This is a genomic window from Barnesiella sp. CU968, from assembly GCF_905219685.1.
GTDB classification, from domain to species: domain Bacteria; phylum Bacteroidota; class Bacteroidia; order Bacteroidales; family Muribaculaceae; genus Lepagella; species Lepagella muris_A.
In genome coordinates this window covers 1-14,578 of the sequence record NZ_CAJMXD010000032.1, presented here as the reverse complement: position 1 = coordinate 14,578, position 14,578 = coordinate 1, and the positions used below count along the sequence as shown (strand labels likewise).

The 14,578-nt window shown below is 47.7% G+C and carries 13 protein-coding genes; 4 read left to right on the top strand and 9 right to left on the bottom strand.

Translation table 11 applies throughout. From position 1 onward, the window contains the following. Window positions 1–127: 127 nt before the first annotated feature. From queA to JX312_RS02530, 5 genes are read right to left on the bottom strand one after another with little or no spacing between them, the layout of a single operon-like run. Window positions 128–1,180, bottom strand: coding sequence for a tRNA preQ1(34) S-adenosylmethionine ribosyltransferase-isomerase QueA (gene queA / locus JX312_RS02550; RefSeq protein ID WP_204456941.1), 1,053 nt, complete (start codon window positions 1,178–1,180; stop codon window positions 128–130). Window positions 1,181–1,226: 46 nt separating this feature from the next. Further along, on the bottom strand, window positions 1,227–1,976 hold the full coding sequence (gene truB, locus JX312_RS02545) for a tRNA pseudouridine(55) synthase TruB (RefSeq protein WP_204456939.1): 750 nt from the start codon (window positions 1,974–1,976) through the stop codon (window positions 1,227–1,229). After that, window positions 1,976–2,791, bottom strand: coding sequence for an undecaprenyl-diphosphate phosphatase (locus JX312_RS02540; protein ID WP_204456937.1), 816 nt, complete (start codon window positions 2,789–2,791; stop codon window positions 1,976–1,978). The genes truB and JX312_RS02540 overlap by 1 nt, the downstream gene beginning before the upstream one ends. Window positions 2,792–2,841: 50 nt before the next feature. Next, window positions 2,842–3,132 (bottom strand): DUF3098 domain-containing protein, encoded by a 291-nt coding sequence (locus JX312_RS02535; protein ID WP_124030959.1) that lies wholly within the window; start codon window positions 3,130–3,132, stop codon window positions 2,842–2,844. A 46-nt stretch (window positions 3,133–3,178) separates the two neighbouring features. Beyond that, window positions 3,179–4,054 (bottom strand): ABC transporter permease, encoded by an 876-nt coding sequence (locus JX312_RS02530; protein WP_123403709.1) that lies wholly within the window; start codon window positions 4,052–4,054, stop codon window positions 3,179–3,181. Between the two features lie 107 nt (window positions 4,055–4,161). Between JX312_RS02530 and mtaB the strand changes: the two genes are divergently transcribed. From mtaB to JX312_RS02510, 4 genes are all read left to right on the top strand, one after another. After that, the gene (mtaB, locus tag JX312_RS02525) at window positions 4,162–5,481 is read left to right on the top strand and encodes a tRNA (N(6)-L-threonylcarbamoyladenosine(37)-C(2))-methylthiotransferase MtaB (RefSeq protein WP_204456936.1); all 1,320 of its coding nucleotides are present in this window, start codon (window positions 4,162–4,164) and stop codon (window positions 5,479–5,481) included. After that, window positions 5,478–6,503 carry a glycosyltransferase family 2 protein gene (locus tag JX312_RS02520; RefSeq protein WP_204456934.1) on the top strand — a complete coding sequence of 342 codons (1,026 nt, stop codon included), beginning with the start codon at window positions 5,478–5,480 and terminating at the stop codon, window positions 6,501–6,503. Before mtaB ends, JX312_RS02520 begins: the two co-directional genes overlap by 4 nt. Then, window positions 6,500–7,279: a 5'/3'-nucleotidase SurE gene (surE, locus tag JX312_RS02515; protein WP_123403715.1), complete on the top strand. Its 780-nt coding sequence runs from the start codon at window positions 6,500–6,502 to the stop codon at window positions 7,277–7,279. Before JX312_RS02520 ends, surE begins: the two co-directional genes overlap by 4 nt. A 455-nt stretch (window positions 7,280–7,734) precedes the next feature. Beyond that, a complete protein-coding gene (locus JX312_RS02510; RefSeq protein ID WP_204456932.1) occupies window positions 7,735–10,206 on the top strand; it encodes a bifunctional UDP-N-acetylmuramoyl-tripeptide:D-alanyl-D-alanine ligase/alanine racemase in 2,472 nt (823 codons plus the stop codon). 61 nt (window positions 10,207–10,267) lie between these two features. Here JX312_RS02510 and xseB read toward each other — a convergent pair whose 3' ends face one another. The 4 genes from xseB to JX312_RS02490 all read right to left on the bottom strand — a co-directional run bounded on the left by xseB (window position 10,268) and on the right by JX312_RS02490 (window position 14,447). After that, window positions 10,268–10,474 carry an exodeoxyribonuclease VII small subunit gene (gene xseB / locus JX312_RS02505; protein ID WP_123403719.1) on the bottom strand — a complete coding sequence of 69 codons (207 nt, stop codon included), beginning with the start codon at window positions 10,472–10,474 and terminating at the stop codon, window positions 10,268–10,270. A 57-nt stretch (window positions 10,475–10,531) separates the two neighbouring features. Then, window positions 10,532–11,833 (bottom strand): exodeoxyribonuclease VII large subunit, encoded by a 1,302-nt coding sequence (xseA, locus tag JX312_RS02500; RefSeq protein WP_204456931.1) that lies wholly within the window; start codon window positions 11,831–11,833, stop codon window positions 10,532–10,534. Continuing rightward, window positions 11,820–12,908, bottom strand: coding sequence for a DUF4831 family protein (locus tag JX312_RS02495; protein ID WP_123403723.1), 1,089 nt, complete (start codon window positions 12,906–12,908; stop codon window positions 11,820–11,822). Before JX312_RS02495 ends, xseA begins: the two co-directional genes overlap by 14 nt. Before the next feature lie 15 nt (window positions 12,909–12,923). Next, on the bottom strand, window positions 12,924–14,447 hold the full coding sequence (locus JX312_RS02490; protein ID WP_123403725.1) for an NAD(P)H-hydrate dehydratase: 1,524 nt from the start codon (window positions 14,445–14,447) through the stop codon (window positions 12,924–12,926). Between the last annotated feature and the right edge of the window lie 131 nt (window positions 14,448–14,578).

Genomic DNA, 14,578 nt, shown 5'->3' with positions numbered 1-14,578 from the left:
AGGGAGTTGACTTTCGTCAATGACCGAAGCCGAATCATTCAGCCAACGACCCAGACGGGCTATTATGACACATCCTCATTACAATTCTTTACGCCTTTCAGGCAATTACATACCTTAGCGCTATTTATTAACGCAATATCAGCATCGCATCGCCATAAGCGCCAAAACGATACTTTTCTTTCACCGCCACATCATATGCCTTCATTACAATCTCATATCCGCCGAACGCGGCAACCATCATCAGCATTGTGCTGAGAGGCATATGAAAATTTGAAATCAGCGAATTGCACACCGTGAAGTCATAAGGGGGGAAGATAAACTTGTTTGTCCAGCCGCTGTAAGTCATCAGGCGTCCGTTCATGCACACTGCAGTCGCAAGCGCACGCAGCACGCTCGTTCCTACCGCACACACATTGTGTCCGTTGTCTTTTGCCACATTCACGATATCCACCAGCTTTTCATCCACCATCGTGTCCTCGCTGTCCATACGATGCTTTGTCAGATCCTCCACATCTATCTCCTTGAAATTGCCCCGACCGGAATGCAGAGTCAGAAATCCTCTTTCCACTCCCTTTATTTCAAGACGCTTGAGAAGTTCACGACTGAAATGCAGACCGGCGGCAGGCGCCATGACCGCACCCTCTTTTTCCGCATATATGCACTGATACCTCTCGGCATCCTCCGGTTCAGCCTTACGCTTGATATATTCCGGCAGTGGTGTCTCTCCCAAAGCATAGAGTGCCTCCTTGAATTCATCGTGGGGTCCATCATAAAGGAAACGCAACGTGCGTCCGCGTGATGTCGTGTTGTCTATCACCTCGGCAACCATCGAATCATCATCACCGAAATAGAGTTTGTTGCCTATCCTTATTTTTCTTGCCGGTTCAACAAGCACGTCCCAGAGTTTATTCTCGGCATTGAGTTCACGAAGCAGAAACACCTCAATACACGCCCCGGTCTTCTCCTTGTTGCCATAAAGGCGTGCTGGAAAAACCTTCGTATCATTGAAGATCATCACATCGCCTTCATCGAAATAATTGATCAGTTCCTTGAAAATATGATGCGTGATTTCACCGGTTTTGGAATTGACCACCATCATTCTGCACTCATCCCTGTTTTCCGCGGGGTATTGTGCGATCAACTCTTCGGGGAGTTTAAACTTGAATTGTGAAAGTTTCATAATCAGGTTTGTTTCTTCTGCCGACACGTCGGCGGGTTATATCCATCTATTCCGTCACCTCTGACAACGAAGCGACTTCATTGTTAATTTTATAATCATCAGGGAAAGTGAGCGGACCATTGGCTATCACCTCCACAGCTTTGTCAATCGTGAGACAGTCTTCAATCCTCACATCTCCCACACGCGTTCTGCGCAGACCGGTGAGATGAGCGCCCGATGACAAAGCCTCACCTATATCGCGCGCAAGAGCCCGGATATAAGTACCTTTGCTGCATACAACACGTATTGTAAGAACCCTGCCCTCAAACGACAAGACTTCTATCTCCTTTATCTCCAACGGTTTTGCCTTGAGTTCAACCTCTTTCCCTTTTCGTGCGAGATTATATGCCCTTTTACCATCAACCTTCACCGCTGAGAAAACAGGAGGAACCTGCATCACTCTCCCGATAAAACGGGGAAGGACCTCATGCACCGATTCGATTGTTATATGCTCCCACGGAAAAGTGGCGTCAACTTCCGTCTCAAGATCAAAACTCGGAGTCGTGGCACCGAGAGTTATTTCCGCTATATATTCCTTTGAACCGTTCTGCAAGGTCTCGATCTCTCTTGTGGCACGCCCTGTACATACAATCAGCACACCTGTGGCGAGCGGATCAAGCGTGCCGGCGTGACCGACCTTGAATTTCTTTACCCTCAGCCTTCGCTGTATCGCGCCTCTGAGACGTTTCACAGCATCAAAAGATGTCCACCCCAACGGTTTGTCTATCCCTATTATTTCTCCGCTTATAAAATCCATTATTGCCAAAGCATACAAATTATACCCATAACAAGGCAATATAAGGCAAACCACACGAGTTTGCCCCGCTTCACAATCTCAATCATCCATTTGCAGGCGCAGCATCCTACCACAAATGCAGCGACAAAGCCTACAATAAGAGCAAGACCGCCCACCTCGGTTGCTTGCGCCGCATGATCCGGACTCAATATATCCTTAACATCAAGTAGCGCTTCACCAAGAATAGGTATGATTACCATCAGAAATGAGAACTGAGCCATCTGGTCGCGTCTGTCACCGAGCATTATACCTGTGGCAATCGTGGTGCCGGAACGGCTCAGACCGGGCAAAACGGCTACAGCCTGCGCGCATCCTATAATGAATGCGTCGCTCCATGATATGTCCCGTCCTCTTCCCACCGGAACGATCCTATCGGAATAATGGGCAAATGTCAGAAGAGCGGCTGTGACACAAAGACACACACCGACTATGAAAAGTCCGCTGCCGAAAAACTGTTCGACCCATTCCTTGAAGAAAAAGCCAACCACTGCTATAGGAATGCAAGACACAAGAATCTTGCATACATAATAGAAATCATAGTCACGCCTGAATGTGAAGAAACTCACACATAGCCTGGAAAACATCGGCCAAAGAATGACGAGTGTCGAACATACTGTCGCGGCATGCAATATTATGTCGAACTGCAATGTTTCATCAGATGGAAGATCTATGCCAAGTATCTCCCTGAATATCTCAAGGTGTCCGCTGGAACTGACCGGAAGATATTCAGCCAACCCCTGCACAATGCCCAGAATAAGGGCGTCAAGCCATTCCATTCTTTATATTTCGTAAAAAGTTTAAAAAGTTTAAACAGCCTATAAAATTCTCATTTCTTCATTGATTTCGGGATCCAGACAATAGAGATTGCCATGAGAAGAAAACCGAGAAAGGCAAGAAGCGGTCCCACGACAATCCTACGCGTGCTGAAGACCTCCGGATTGAAATCAGTTCCGTTTGTGCCGCCTCCGCTCATGAGCAGAAAGCCAATTATTATCAATGCGAGACATCCGCCCATCATCCAGAAATTTATCTTCGAAAAAGGGCGCTGTCCGGCTGTGACCTTATCCAGTCCGTCCTTGGAGACGGTGCTGTCTGACTTGTTATTCAGTTTTGTCATAAGTTTTATTTCCTGTATTTTTATACTCCCAGAGCATAATATCCGATCATCGGAACAGCTCATCGTAATCTTTTCTCAGATATTTCGCCGTTGCTATCCATGCTGTCAGCGCACAAAGCACCACGCCGACAAGCATCATGCCTCCTGCTATACACCCGAACACGGGCCAGCTTATGTAGGAATTTATATTGCCGATTCCGGCATAGGGCGCACACGCCATCGCAACGGCAAGAAACAATGAGGCAAGCATTCCAGCTATCAGACCGCTCAATGCGTTGTTTGACACCACCGGTCTCGATATAAATCCGTTGGTGGCACCGACAAGCTGCATTGTGTGAATAGTAAACCGTCTTGAATATATGGTAAGCTGCACGGTATTGTTGATCAGTACGAAAGAAATGACAAGCATCACAATTGCCACCACTCCGAGCACCAGCGTCATTCCGGCAATATTGGAATTCATAGCTTCCACCATCTCAGATTCAGGTGCATCAACGCTCTCCACTCCCGGAATAGCCGATACCTGATTCTTTACAGCCTCGATTTTTTCCACACTATTCCAATCTGCCTTCAATGTGAAAGAGACTTCCGGAGTCAACGGATTCACGCCATAAAGCTCGGCAAGATCCTCGCCTGTCTCATCCGCCCAGTTCTTCAATGCCTGCTCCTTGGATATCACCACGACCCTTTTCGAGAAGGGGGCGCTGCTTATCCGCCTACCGATTTCGTTTGCCTGCGCATTACCGATGGAGTCGGACATCACCGCACTCAGTTCAACACGCTCGCGGAGCCGGCGTGTTTCGTTGTCGGCACACACCCATACCATAGCGATGATTCCCACGAGCAAAAGCACGAGGGTCACACTCACTATCGTGGTAAGATGTGATGCCCAAAATGAGATTTTTACTTCTTTATTTTCCATTCAATCTGCAAAGATAATAAATAAAGTACCCTGTTGTCAAGAATTTACTCTTTTTTTTAACAACAAAACAGCCAAATTTCTCATAAAAATTGAGTAATTTTGCAATTATGGTTGAAAAGAATCTAAAAGCAGCATTCCATACACTCGGATGCAAACTGAATTTTTCTGAGACATCCGCCATCGGCAAAGTACTCTACGAGAGGGGGGTCACGAGAGCGGCACGCGGTGATTCTCCCGATATCATCATAGTGAACACGTGCTCTGTCACCGAGACAGCCGACAAGAAGGGGCGTCAGCTCATTCGGCGCCTTGCCGCGCGCTATCCGGAGGCGACAATGGTTGTGACTGGATGTTATGCCCAGCTGAAACCGGAAGAGGTTGCAGCTCTTGAAGGTGTGGATATTGTGCTTGGTTCAAATGAAAAGCTGAAAGCCGCGGAATATATCGACAAATGGCTCGATTCCCGAAGCAAACAGGTCGATGTGACTCCTTTCCGTGAAATCGAAGGGTTCATACCATCATGCGAAAGAGGAGACCGCACCAGATACTTTCTAAAGGTGCAGGACGGATGCGACTATTTCTGCACATACTGCACAATACCTTTTGCCCGTGGAAAATCAAGATCCGGCACAATCTCACAGCTTACTGAAATGGCTCGCGCCGCGGCCGACGAGGGTGGAAAAGAAATTGTGATAACCGGTGTCAATATAGGTGATTTCGGAAAAAATACAGGCGAGACTTTTTTCGATCTCATCAAAAGCCTCGACAAAGTCGAAGGTATAGAAAGATACCGCATTTCATCGATCGAACCGAATCTTCTTACCGAAGAAATAATCAGATGGGTTGCCAGAGAGTCACGCGCGTTCATGCCGCATTTCCACATTCCATTGCAGGCGGGATCCGATCTGGTGCTGAAAAAAATGAACAGACATTACGACACTTCGCTTTTCGAATCGCGGATAACGATGATCAAGGATATGATTCCCGACGCATTCATCGGTGTGGATGTGATTGCCGGCGCACGGGGAGAGACCCGCGAGGAATGGGAGAAAGGGATTGCGTTCATCGAGTCGCTACCCATAACACGTCTTCATGTGTTTCCCTATTCCGAACGTCCCGGAACTGCCGCCCTCCTTCTCGGAGATTCAGTACCTCCCTCCGAACGGCATCGCAGAGTGAACACTCTTACCTCGATTTCAGACCGGAAATTCGAGGCGTTCTATAACGAACACATCGGAAGCGAGGCGGAAGTACTTTGGGAGCATCCTGTAAGAGGCGGGGAGGAAATGCACGGCTTCACCCGAAACTACATAAGGGTTACCGCTCCCTGCCGTCCGGAACTAATAAACACGCTCTCAAGAGTGAGACTTACCGGGCACGACACTTCGGATCCGGATTCACTCAGGGCACAAATAATTCAGTCATGAAAAAACTTGGTGTCATAATTCTGAACTGGAATGGCGAGGAGCTTCTGAAAAAATTCATCCCGCAGGCATCCGAATATACAGTGTCGGATGAAGCGGATCTGATTGTGGCGGACAACGGTTCTTCCGACAACTCTCTGGCATGGCTTGCGAAAAATCATCCGGAAGTAATGACAATCAGGCTCGACAAAAACTATGGCTTCTCGGAAGGATACAACCGTGCGATAAAAGATGCCGAATATGAATATATCGTTTTGCTGAATTCCGATGTTGAAGTGACACCGGACTGGTGGAAACCGATGCTGTCTTTCATGGAGAAGAATCCGGATGCGGGAGCCATACAACCCAAAATATTGTCTTTCGCCGAAAAAAACAGGTTTGAATATGCCGGTGCAGCAGGGGGATATCTTGATTCATTAGGATACCCTTACTGCCGTGGGCGACTTTTTGACTGCATTGAGGAAGACAACGGTCAATACGATGGTGCGCCTGCCGACATCTGCTGGGCTTCGGGGGCGTGCCTTATGACCCGCAGGGAATTATATCTGCGGCTCGGCGGTCTTGATGCCGGATTCTTTGCCCACATGGAAGAAATTGACCTGTGCTGCAGAATACTCAATGCCGGCTATAGAGTCTGCGCTGTGACAGAATCATCCGTATATCATGTTGGCGGAGCATCGCTCGCCCAAGGAAATCCACGCAAAACTTACCTTAATTTCCGCAACAACCTTCTTCTCCTCCACAAGAATCTTCCGAAGAAAAAAGGAAAAAAGGTATTGTTGTTCAGACGCCTTGCAGACACTCTGGCATTCCTGATGTTTCTGGCAAAACTCGATTTTGCCAACGCGAAAGCCATAATTGACGCTCACCGCGATTTCCGCAAAATGAAAAAAAATTATAATGTCTTTCCGGAGAACGATATACTGTCTGCCCAGCCGGGAGCAGACAAAAGCGCAATTGTAGAACATTATATAAAGAGACACAAATCCATAAAAATAAATCCAAGAAAACAAGACATGATATGAGACCATTAATATTAGTAAGCAACGACGACAGCTACAGTGCCAAAGGTGTGCACTGCCTTATAGACCGCCTTATTCCATTCGGAGATGTAGTGGCAGTATGCCCTGACGCTCCCCGTTCGGGACAATCCATGGCTATAACAGTCAACGATGCATTGAAACTCACGGAGCTTCCCGACTATAATGGCGCGAAAATGTATAAGGTAAGCGGCACACCCGTTGACTGTGTCAAACTTGCCATGCACCACATATTGCCGAGAAAGGCAGATCTCGTAGTGGCAGGTATCAACCACGGATCAAACTCAGCGGTAAACGTTCTCTATTCCGGAACGATGGGGGCGGCGATGGAGGGCTGTGCATTCGGCATCCCTTCAATAGGTTTCTCACTCACCGACCATTCGCATGATGCCGATTTCACACCTTGTTACAAAGCCATAGACCTGTTGGTGAAAGAGGTGCTCGAACATGGACTGCCCGAAGACATATGCCTTAACGTCAACGTACCCAATATCGGCAGCACACCCGTAGAGATGCGTCTTGCTGTCGCTTGTCGCGGAAGATGGAACGACGAATACCGTGAATACACCGATCCATACGGACACAAGTTCTACTGGCTTACCGGAGAATACATCAACGAGGAGCCTGAAAATGAAAAAACCGATGAATGGTGTCTTTCTCATGGCATAATATCCGTTGTGCCGGTTTGCATCGAGCGGACTGCACCCATCACTTCGGATATGGATTGGCTGAAAGACTTATCGGATAAATACAACGCATAAAATGGACCGAGGAAATATAATGCATAAAATGTATATTTCCTGCAAACGTATTTTATATTTCAGCGTAAATTATTTTGATAATTTTAACATAAAATCACGTAAAAACCTTAAATATGGGTAATTATTTTGCCCATATATTTTGTTTTTACTTTTTTAATTCGTAACTTTGCAGACCAATAGTTTGATTAAGAAATGACAGCAAATCGCATATATCGTTTCATTGACAATTTATTGTTGCATTAGTAAAGTTATGGATTAATAGTTAAATTAGAATTAGGACCTACATTCGGCTTCGAAGGATTTCGAGGTCGTCTGGAAAAAACGGGAGTGTAGTGATATACCCCCGTTTTTTATTTCTCAGTTTCCATGACACTTTCCATGACACTTTTCAGAAAAAAGTATTATTTTTGCATTCTAAATTTAGAACGTAATAACCCCTTTCCCCTCACCTATCAATGCAATTATCCATAAATGAAATTGCCGCCAGGCTCGGCATTCACGCCTTGCCACACGACAGAGTGATTTCTTCTCTTCTCACAGACTCCCGCTCGCTTGCCAATGCCGCAGGCACATTGTTTTTCGCCATTCCCACTGATGGCAATGACGGTCACAGATATATCTCCGAGCTGTATGAGCTTGGCGTGAGGAATTTCGTTGTCAACGCAATTCCACCGTCGCTTCACGAGAAAAACGATATCAATTGGCTTGTTGTCGGGAATACGATCGATGCCCTGCAGAGAATTGCGACGAGAGACAACCACTTCAAAGGACACATTGTCGGCATTACCGGCTCACGTGGCAAAACCACTCTCAAAGAATGGATATATCAGCTTATGGAGCCGTTGTCAGACATATCACGCAGTCCCAGAAGCTTCAATTCCCAGATCGGCGTTCCGCTGTCGATGTGGGAGATCGACAAGGAAACATCTCTGGCTATCATTGAGGCGGGAATATCGAAAAAGGGAGAGATGGAACGTCTCGCCGCTTGCATTCTCCCGGACACAGTAATTGTCACAAATATAGGAGATGCGCATGCGGAGGGGTTCTCTTCCAGAATTGAAAAAGCCTCGCAGAAACTGATGCTCGCATCAACGCCCCGGACCAAAACCATTATATATTGCAGTGATTATCCTGAAATAGCCGATGCCGTGATGAAATATGCGGACGGACGCAATATTCTCGGATGGTCAAGAAAGGATGAAGATGCCCAGCTATATATCGACACTCATATCACCGACAAGGGAGAAATGAGAATAAATTATGTATGGGAGGGAGTTGCAAATTCATTCACCGCGCCTCTTGATACGGAATCGGACATAGAGAATGCCGCCAACGCCCTTGCTTTCATGCTATCTCAAGGTATAGAAGCCGATGTTATAGCGGAAAGATTCCATCACCTCCACAAAATCGGAACTCGCCTAAACGTCACAGAAGGTGTAAACGGATGCTCGATAATCCTCGACTCCTACACATCCGATTTCTCATCTCTTCGCCCGGCTCTTGATTTCATGCGCCGCCGAAGAATACCGCGTCAGTCTTCAACATTGATACTCAGCGACCTTCACCACGAGACCTCCCCCACCGGTAATCTTTATACCGAAATCGCTGAAATAATCAGGACTGCAGGAATCAGCAGGTTTATAGGGATAGGCAAGGTTCTCTCCGAACATCGTGAACTGTTCCCGGAAAACGCACTTTTTTTCGAATCAACCGCTTCGCTGCTCAAAAATCTCTCCACATCCGATTTTCAGGACGAGATAATCCTTCTCAAGGGGTCTCCTGAATTCAGCTTCAAGGATGTGGCTGAAATGCTGGAAACCAGAAAACATGAGACGGTGCTTGAGGTCAATCTTGATTCCATTGTGGCAAACTACAATTATTTCCGCAACTCACTTCCTTCCTCTTGCGGCATCGTATGCATGGTCAAGGCATCCGGATACGGTGCCGGGAGTTATGAGATTGCCAAGACTCTTCAAGACTGCGGAGCCGCATACCTTGCGGTGGCGGTGCTTGACGAGGGCATTGAGTTGCGCAGGCAAGGAATCACCATGCCCATAATGGTCATGAATCCAAAGGTAGTGAATTACAAATCGATGTTCGCAAACAGGCTGGAACCTGAAATCTATTCTTTCGGAATGCTGAAAGATGTGATAGCGGAGGCTGAGAAAAACGGCATTACGGGATATCCGATACATATCAAACTTGACACCGGTATGCACCGCATGGGATTTGTAGAGGAGGAACTCCCGGCATTGATGGATATAATCAACTCGACTGACACGGTATATGCCAAATCCACATTCTCTCACCTTGCCACGGCTGACTGTCCCGACATGGATGATTTCACGGAACTGCAGCTGGAAAGATTCAACAGATATACCGGATATATGCTTGAACGCTCGAAGCAACCGATTCTGAGACATGTGCTTAACTCCGCTGGCATTCTGCGATATCCGGAACATCATTATGACATGGCACGTCTTGGCATCGGTCTTTATGGAGCCAACACTCTTCCTCCGGAAATGGAGAAACCTCTTGCGGTGGTCTCGACGCTTCGCACTGTCATCATAGCTATCAGGGAGTATGAACCTGGGGAAACCGTAGGCTACGGACGATGGGGAAAAATCGAACGGCGTTCAAGAATAGCCACCCTGCCTATAGGATACGCTGACGGGATGAACCGTCATTTCGGCAGAGGCAATATCTCTGTGATGGTCAATGGCAAAGAGGCTCCTACAATCGGGAACATATGCATGGACGCATGCATGATAGATGTAACTGGAATTGACTGCGAAGTGGGTGACTCCGTTGAAATTTTCGGACAAAACTTGCCTGTGCAACGTCTTGCCGACATTCTTGACACCATCCCTTATGAGATACTCACATCTGTGTCTCCTCGCGTTAAACGTGTGTATTTCCGCGAATAAGACATCCGGGAGTCTTTCTCAGAGAGTGTTTTCCAAAGGCATGTTTTCCAAGACACACCTATTATTCAGGGAGAGCCTCGCGCAATTCAGCAAGGCATTTCTCTACCTCTTCATTTGTCTTGAAAAGGCGTTCCTTACAGAACTTCAACAACTCAAGCGCACGTGTGGTATAATCAGACAACTGATCTATGTCGCAGGCATCAGATTCCATTTTGCGCACTATTTCTTCAAGTTCGGCGACAGCCCCCTTGTATGTAAGTTCACTCATATCTTTAGTGTATTATAAGAAGTTTCTGAATATACACGTCTTATCCTGACTGACGCGCTATCTTATTGTGGATTCCACAGTGCCGTCGGAGAGACACGTCGTGACTGTGTCACCCTTACGCAACTCACCTATGCTTTTTACAGCCTTCCCATTAAGCAAGGTCAGCGAATAACCCCTGTTGATGGTATTCTGAGGACTCAGGACTCTTACCATATTCTCAAGATTCTTAAGTTTTGTGGCAGGTTTTTCCGTAACCTGCATACACGCTTTCTCAAACCGGTATCGGAGCATTCTCATTCTCTCNCTTTCCGAGGAATAACGTCTGGACAAAGCACGTTCGATTGAATGTCCGATCTCACCGAGTCGTTTTTCAGAACGCATTATCCGCGTCTGGACTCTTGCCGGGAGTGCGGTCTCGATATTGGCGATACGATATTTCTCGCCCTTCATGGCATCCGCGCTGTAACGGGCAATCTTCTTTACCCTCTCCACTGTCGCAGTGTAAGCCAGACGCAAAGAATCAATGAGCATCGCCGCCACCGCCGTAGGCGTCTTGCACCGCCTACACGCTATCTCGTCAAGGACAGTTCGGTCTCTCTCATGACCGATGCCTACAGCTACAGGCAGCGGGAAAACCGCTACCGCCTTTGCGACCTCGTACTCATCGAATCCGTTTAGGTCGGTAGTCGCTCCGCCACCTCTGATAATCACCACGCAGTCCCATAAATCAAGATTCCTTCTTATTTGCTCAAGCGCGTTTCTTACACTCTGCGATGTCTTTTCCCCCTGCATCACCGCCGGAAAAAGGTGTGTATAGAATTTGAAGCCATCAGGATTATTCACCAGCTGGTTAATAAAATCGCCGTATCCGGCAGCACCTTCCGCGGATATCACGGCTACGCGCTGGGGAACAGGCGGGAACCGAAGACTTCTGTTGCGGTCAAGAAAGCCCTCTTTATGCAGTCTTTCAAGAATCTCCCGCCTTATGCGTTCCATGTCTCCTACCGTGTATGCCGGGTCAATATCACTGATTGTGAAACTCAACCCGTATAGGTTATGATGGTTGGCGGAACCGCGCACCATCACTTTCATGCCTGTGCATATGTCCTTGCCGGTGGCTGCATAAAACTTTCCGCGAAGCGTATTGAGTGTATTGTTCCAGATCATGGCGCGCATCTTGGCGCAGGTATTGCCAATAACATCTTTTTCTATGAGTTCCATATAGCAATGACCTCCGGCTACACGCACATCACTGAGTTCCGCGGTAACCCACACACCCTGCAGTTGCGGGTTCATTCTGACAGTGTTTCCTATCAGTTGCTGGAGCTGCTGCAGTGTCAGAGCATTATTCTCCGCCATCCTCGCCAATTTCGGTCAATCCCCCGGTTATTGGGCTGAATGTCGCAAAAGAGCGGTTCTTCTTCGCGCTGAAAAGCGATGGATTCAAACCGAACCTCACACCGAACTGTGAGAACTCCATCTCCCGCTCATAAAGCGTGGTTCCAAGCGAAGAAACCGATATCTTCGCTGCGCCGGGTATAGTGTATACAACTGCATCCTTAGGGAGTTTTTTCTCTTCACCTTTGGCATCCACAGGGAGTTCTCCGCGATTAGTTACATTCACTGTTATATAAACCGGATCTCCGGAATAATCGTCCGCACCCACAAATCCTGCGAAATCGCTCATTCTGAAGAGTATCTGCCGCTCATCATCGCGGGGGGTGAATGTATATGTCTTTGTTACGGTCTCCACTTCCGTGACTCCGGCAAACGCCGCTGTCATAGCCGCTTCCTGATGAGACAGCGATGTGAGCATAAGCTCGAGCTGTTTGCCGTCCTGAGGCATCGTCTCCGCAGTGCCACGTGTCAACGCGATCTTTGCTTCGCGTATTTCCATGAGATTCTCGGCGAGCATCTGAGCCTGCTTCGCGGAACTCTGAGACGCGATGAAATCCTCATTCACATACTGAAGGTATTCGTTTATTCTGACTTTTTCTACTCCGTTTTCTTCCGGTGTATAGGCAGCAACGGTTGAAGCGGGAGCGGGAACATCACGATTGATTGAGAGCAACATGCCGTTTTCATCAACACATATGTATGTCACAGCTCCGCTTTTCAGCTGCATAAGATAGCGATTCTCGGAATCAGCGACTCCATAAGGGGTCACACGGACACCGGTTATTGTCCATGACTCGGAATCCTCCTTTATTACCTTGTCCGTCCCAATGAATTTCTTTGCATACTGATAATAAGGTCCAGCCTTACTTACCGTTCGCTTAGCCGTCACCTCTATTTCAAGCGTCGTTATGGGTAGTGTGTAGACCAGTCCGTATTCATTATGTTTGTCTGCCGTGAGTATTTTGGTCTGCTGGGCACTGGAACCGAATCCGCCAAGCATCACAGCCGCTATTGTCAAAATACCGTATAATTTCATATCTTATATTTTTGCTTACACATTCTTATCTATTATCATCCGTATCGCACGTCCCGCATACGCTGCTATATCTCCGGCGGTCATGCCGAATTCACCTATCTTTTCCGCAGCTATGTCTCCGGCAAGCCCATGCACGAAGACCCCGATTGTCGCGGCGTGTTCGGGTTTATAGCCCTGCGCGAGAAAAGCAGCGATGATACCCGTGAGTACATCTCCTGCTCCGGCTGTTGCCATTCCGGGGTTTCCGGTAGGATTTATATACACTCTTCCGGTAGGGCGCACAGTAGCTGTATAATGCCCCTTGAGAACGATGATTATACCATATTGACGCGCCATCTCTATTGCCGTTTTCAACCGGTCTTCCGAAGAACGTTGCTCTCCGAAGAGGCGGTCGAATTCACCTATATGCGGAGTGATTATTGTCTTAGCGGGCAAAAGACTCAGCAGCGACGGACGCTTTGAAATACAGTTGAGCGCGTCCGCATCAAGCACAAGCGGCGACACTCCGCTCTTAAGCAACGCTTCAAGCGCGTCTATAGTCTGACCGTTAGTGCCGATTCCGGGTCCGACAGCAATTGCCTGATGATCGTGATGAATACGCATATCGGTGATAAAATGTTCGTTGCGGTCGGGTTCGAACATTGCTTCCGGCACAGCCGTCTGAAGAATGGAAATCCCCCCCTTGGGACCATGAACAGTCACCAGTCCCGCTCCACTGCGCAGAGTTGACCGGGAACACATCACGGCGGCCCCCATCATTCCAGTGCTGCCGGCAAACAGAAGCGCGGATCCATAATCGCGTTTTCCTGTGAACGGGAGACGTTTCTGCAACAACGGCCGTATATTGCGGCTTTCAACAAGCATGTAGTCAGCCGGCAATTCCTTGATTTTGGTCTCGTCAAGATCTATGTCAAGAAGTTTCCATTCACCCAGCACTGTGTAGTTCTCTTCGAAGAAAAACGACAGGCGCGGCATCTGGAAAGCAAGCGTAAGGCTGGCATGGATTATATCACGACGGTTGACCTGTGAATTCCATTCACCGAACAATCCAGACGGGAGATCGATCGACACCACATAGGCACCGGATTCGTTGATATAACGCGTAACCGCGACAAAACCGCCCATCAACGGTTTGTTGAGCCCGGAACCGAAAAGTCCGTCAATCACGACATCCTTGTCACTCAGATAAGGAGGATTGAATTCGCGTGAGACCTCGGTAAAATCCACACCGTCTATGGTAATAAGCTTCTTCCGCTCTTCATCGCAGTCATGACTGAGTTTTCCCGTAACGTTAAAAAGGAACACTTCCACCCTTTTATATCCACGTTCTATAAGCATACGTGCCACGGCGAGGGCATCCCCTCCGTTATTTCCCGGACCTGCCATGACAACGAAACGCTGACCTGGCAGAAAGCGGGAATTCAGTTCATCCGCCACAAGCTCGGCAGCGCGCTCCATAAGGTCTATGGAACTGATCTGCTGCGCCTCACAGGTGGCACTGTCTAATTCATGGATTGCCCGCGATGTAAATATCTTCATTTTCTTATCTGCGCTTTATATTCCATCCGTTTAAATTACAAATTTAACGCCCAGAAACCAATATTCCAAATGTAATCTATAAAAAAAGTCCGCGCCATCACGGCGCAGACTTCACACAAACTATTTATACC

Bases quoted from the DNA above. Each gene is read 5' to 3' on its own strand.
- JX312_RS02540 (WP_204456937.1), bottom strand. From the start codon at position 2,791: ATGGAATGGCTTGACGCCCTTATTCTGGGCATTGTGCAGGGGTTGGCT.
- truB (WP_204456939.1), bottom strand. From the start codon at position 1,976: ATGGATTTTATAAGCGGAGAAATAATAGGGATAGACAAACCGTTGGGG.
- JX312_RS02510 (WP_204456932.1), top strand. From the start codon at position 7,735: ATGCAATTATCCATAAATGAAATTGCCGCCAGGCTCGGCATTCACGCC.
- JX312_RS02495 (WP_123403723.1), bottom strand. From the start codon at position 12,908: ATGAAATTATACGGTATTTTGACAATAGCGGCTGTGATGCTTGGCGGA.
- JX312_RS02535 (WP_124030959.1), bottom strand. From the start codon at position 3,132: ATGACAAAACTGAATAACAAGTCAGACAGCACCGTCTCCAAGGACGGA.
- mtaB (WP_204456936.1), top strand. From the start codon at position 4,162: ATGGTTGAAAAGAATCTAAAAGCAGCATTCCATACACTCGGATGCAAA.
- queA (WP_204456941.1), bottom strand. From the start codon at position 1,180: ATGAAACTTTCACAATTCAAGTTTAAACTCCCCGAAGAGTTGATCGCA.
- xseB (WP_123403719.1), bottom strand. From the start codon at position 10,474: ATGAGTGAACTTACATACAAGGGGGCTGTCGCCGAACTTGAAGAAATA.
- JX312_RS02520 (WP_204456934.1), top strand. From the start codon at position 5,478: ATGAAAAAACTTGGTGTCATAATTCTGAACTGGAATGGCGAGGAGCTT.
- JX312_RS02490 (WP_123403725.1), bottom strand. From the start codon at position 14,447: ATGAAGATATTTACATCGCGGGCAATCCATGAATTAGACAGTGCCACC.
- surE (WP_123403715.1), top strand. From the start codon at position 6,500: ATGAGACCATTAATATTAGTAAGCAACGACGACAGCTACAGTGCCAAA.
- JX312_RS02530 (WP_123403709.1), bottom strand. From the start codon at position 4,054: ATGGAAAATAAAGAAGTAAAAATCTCATTTTGGGCATCACATCTTACC.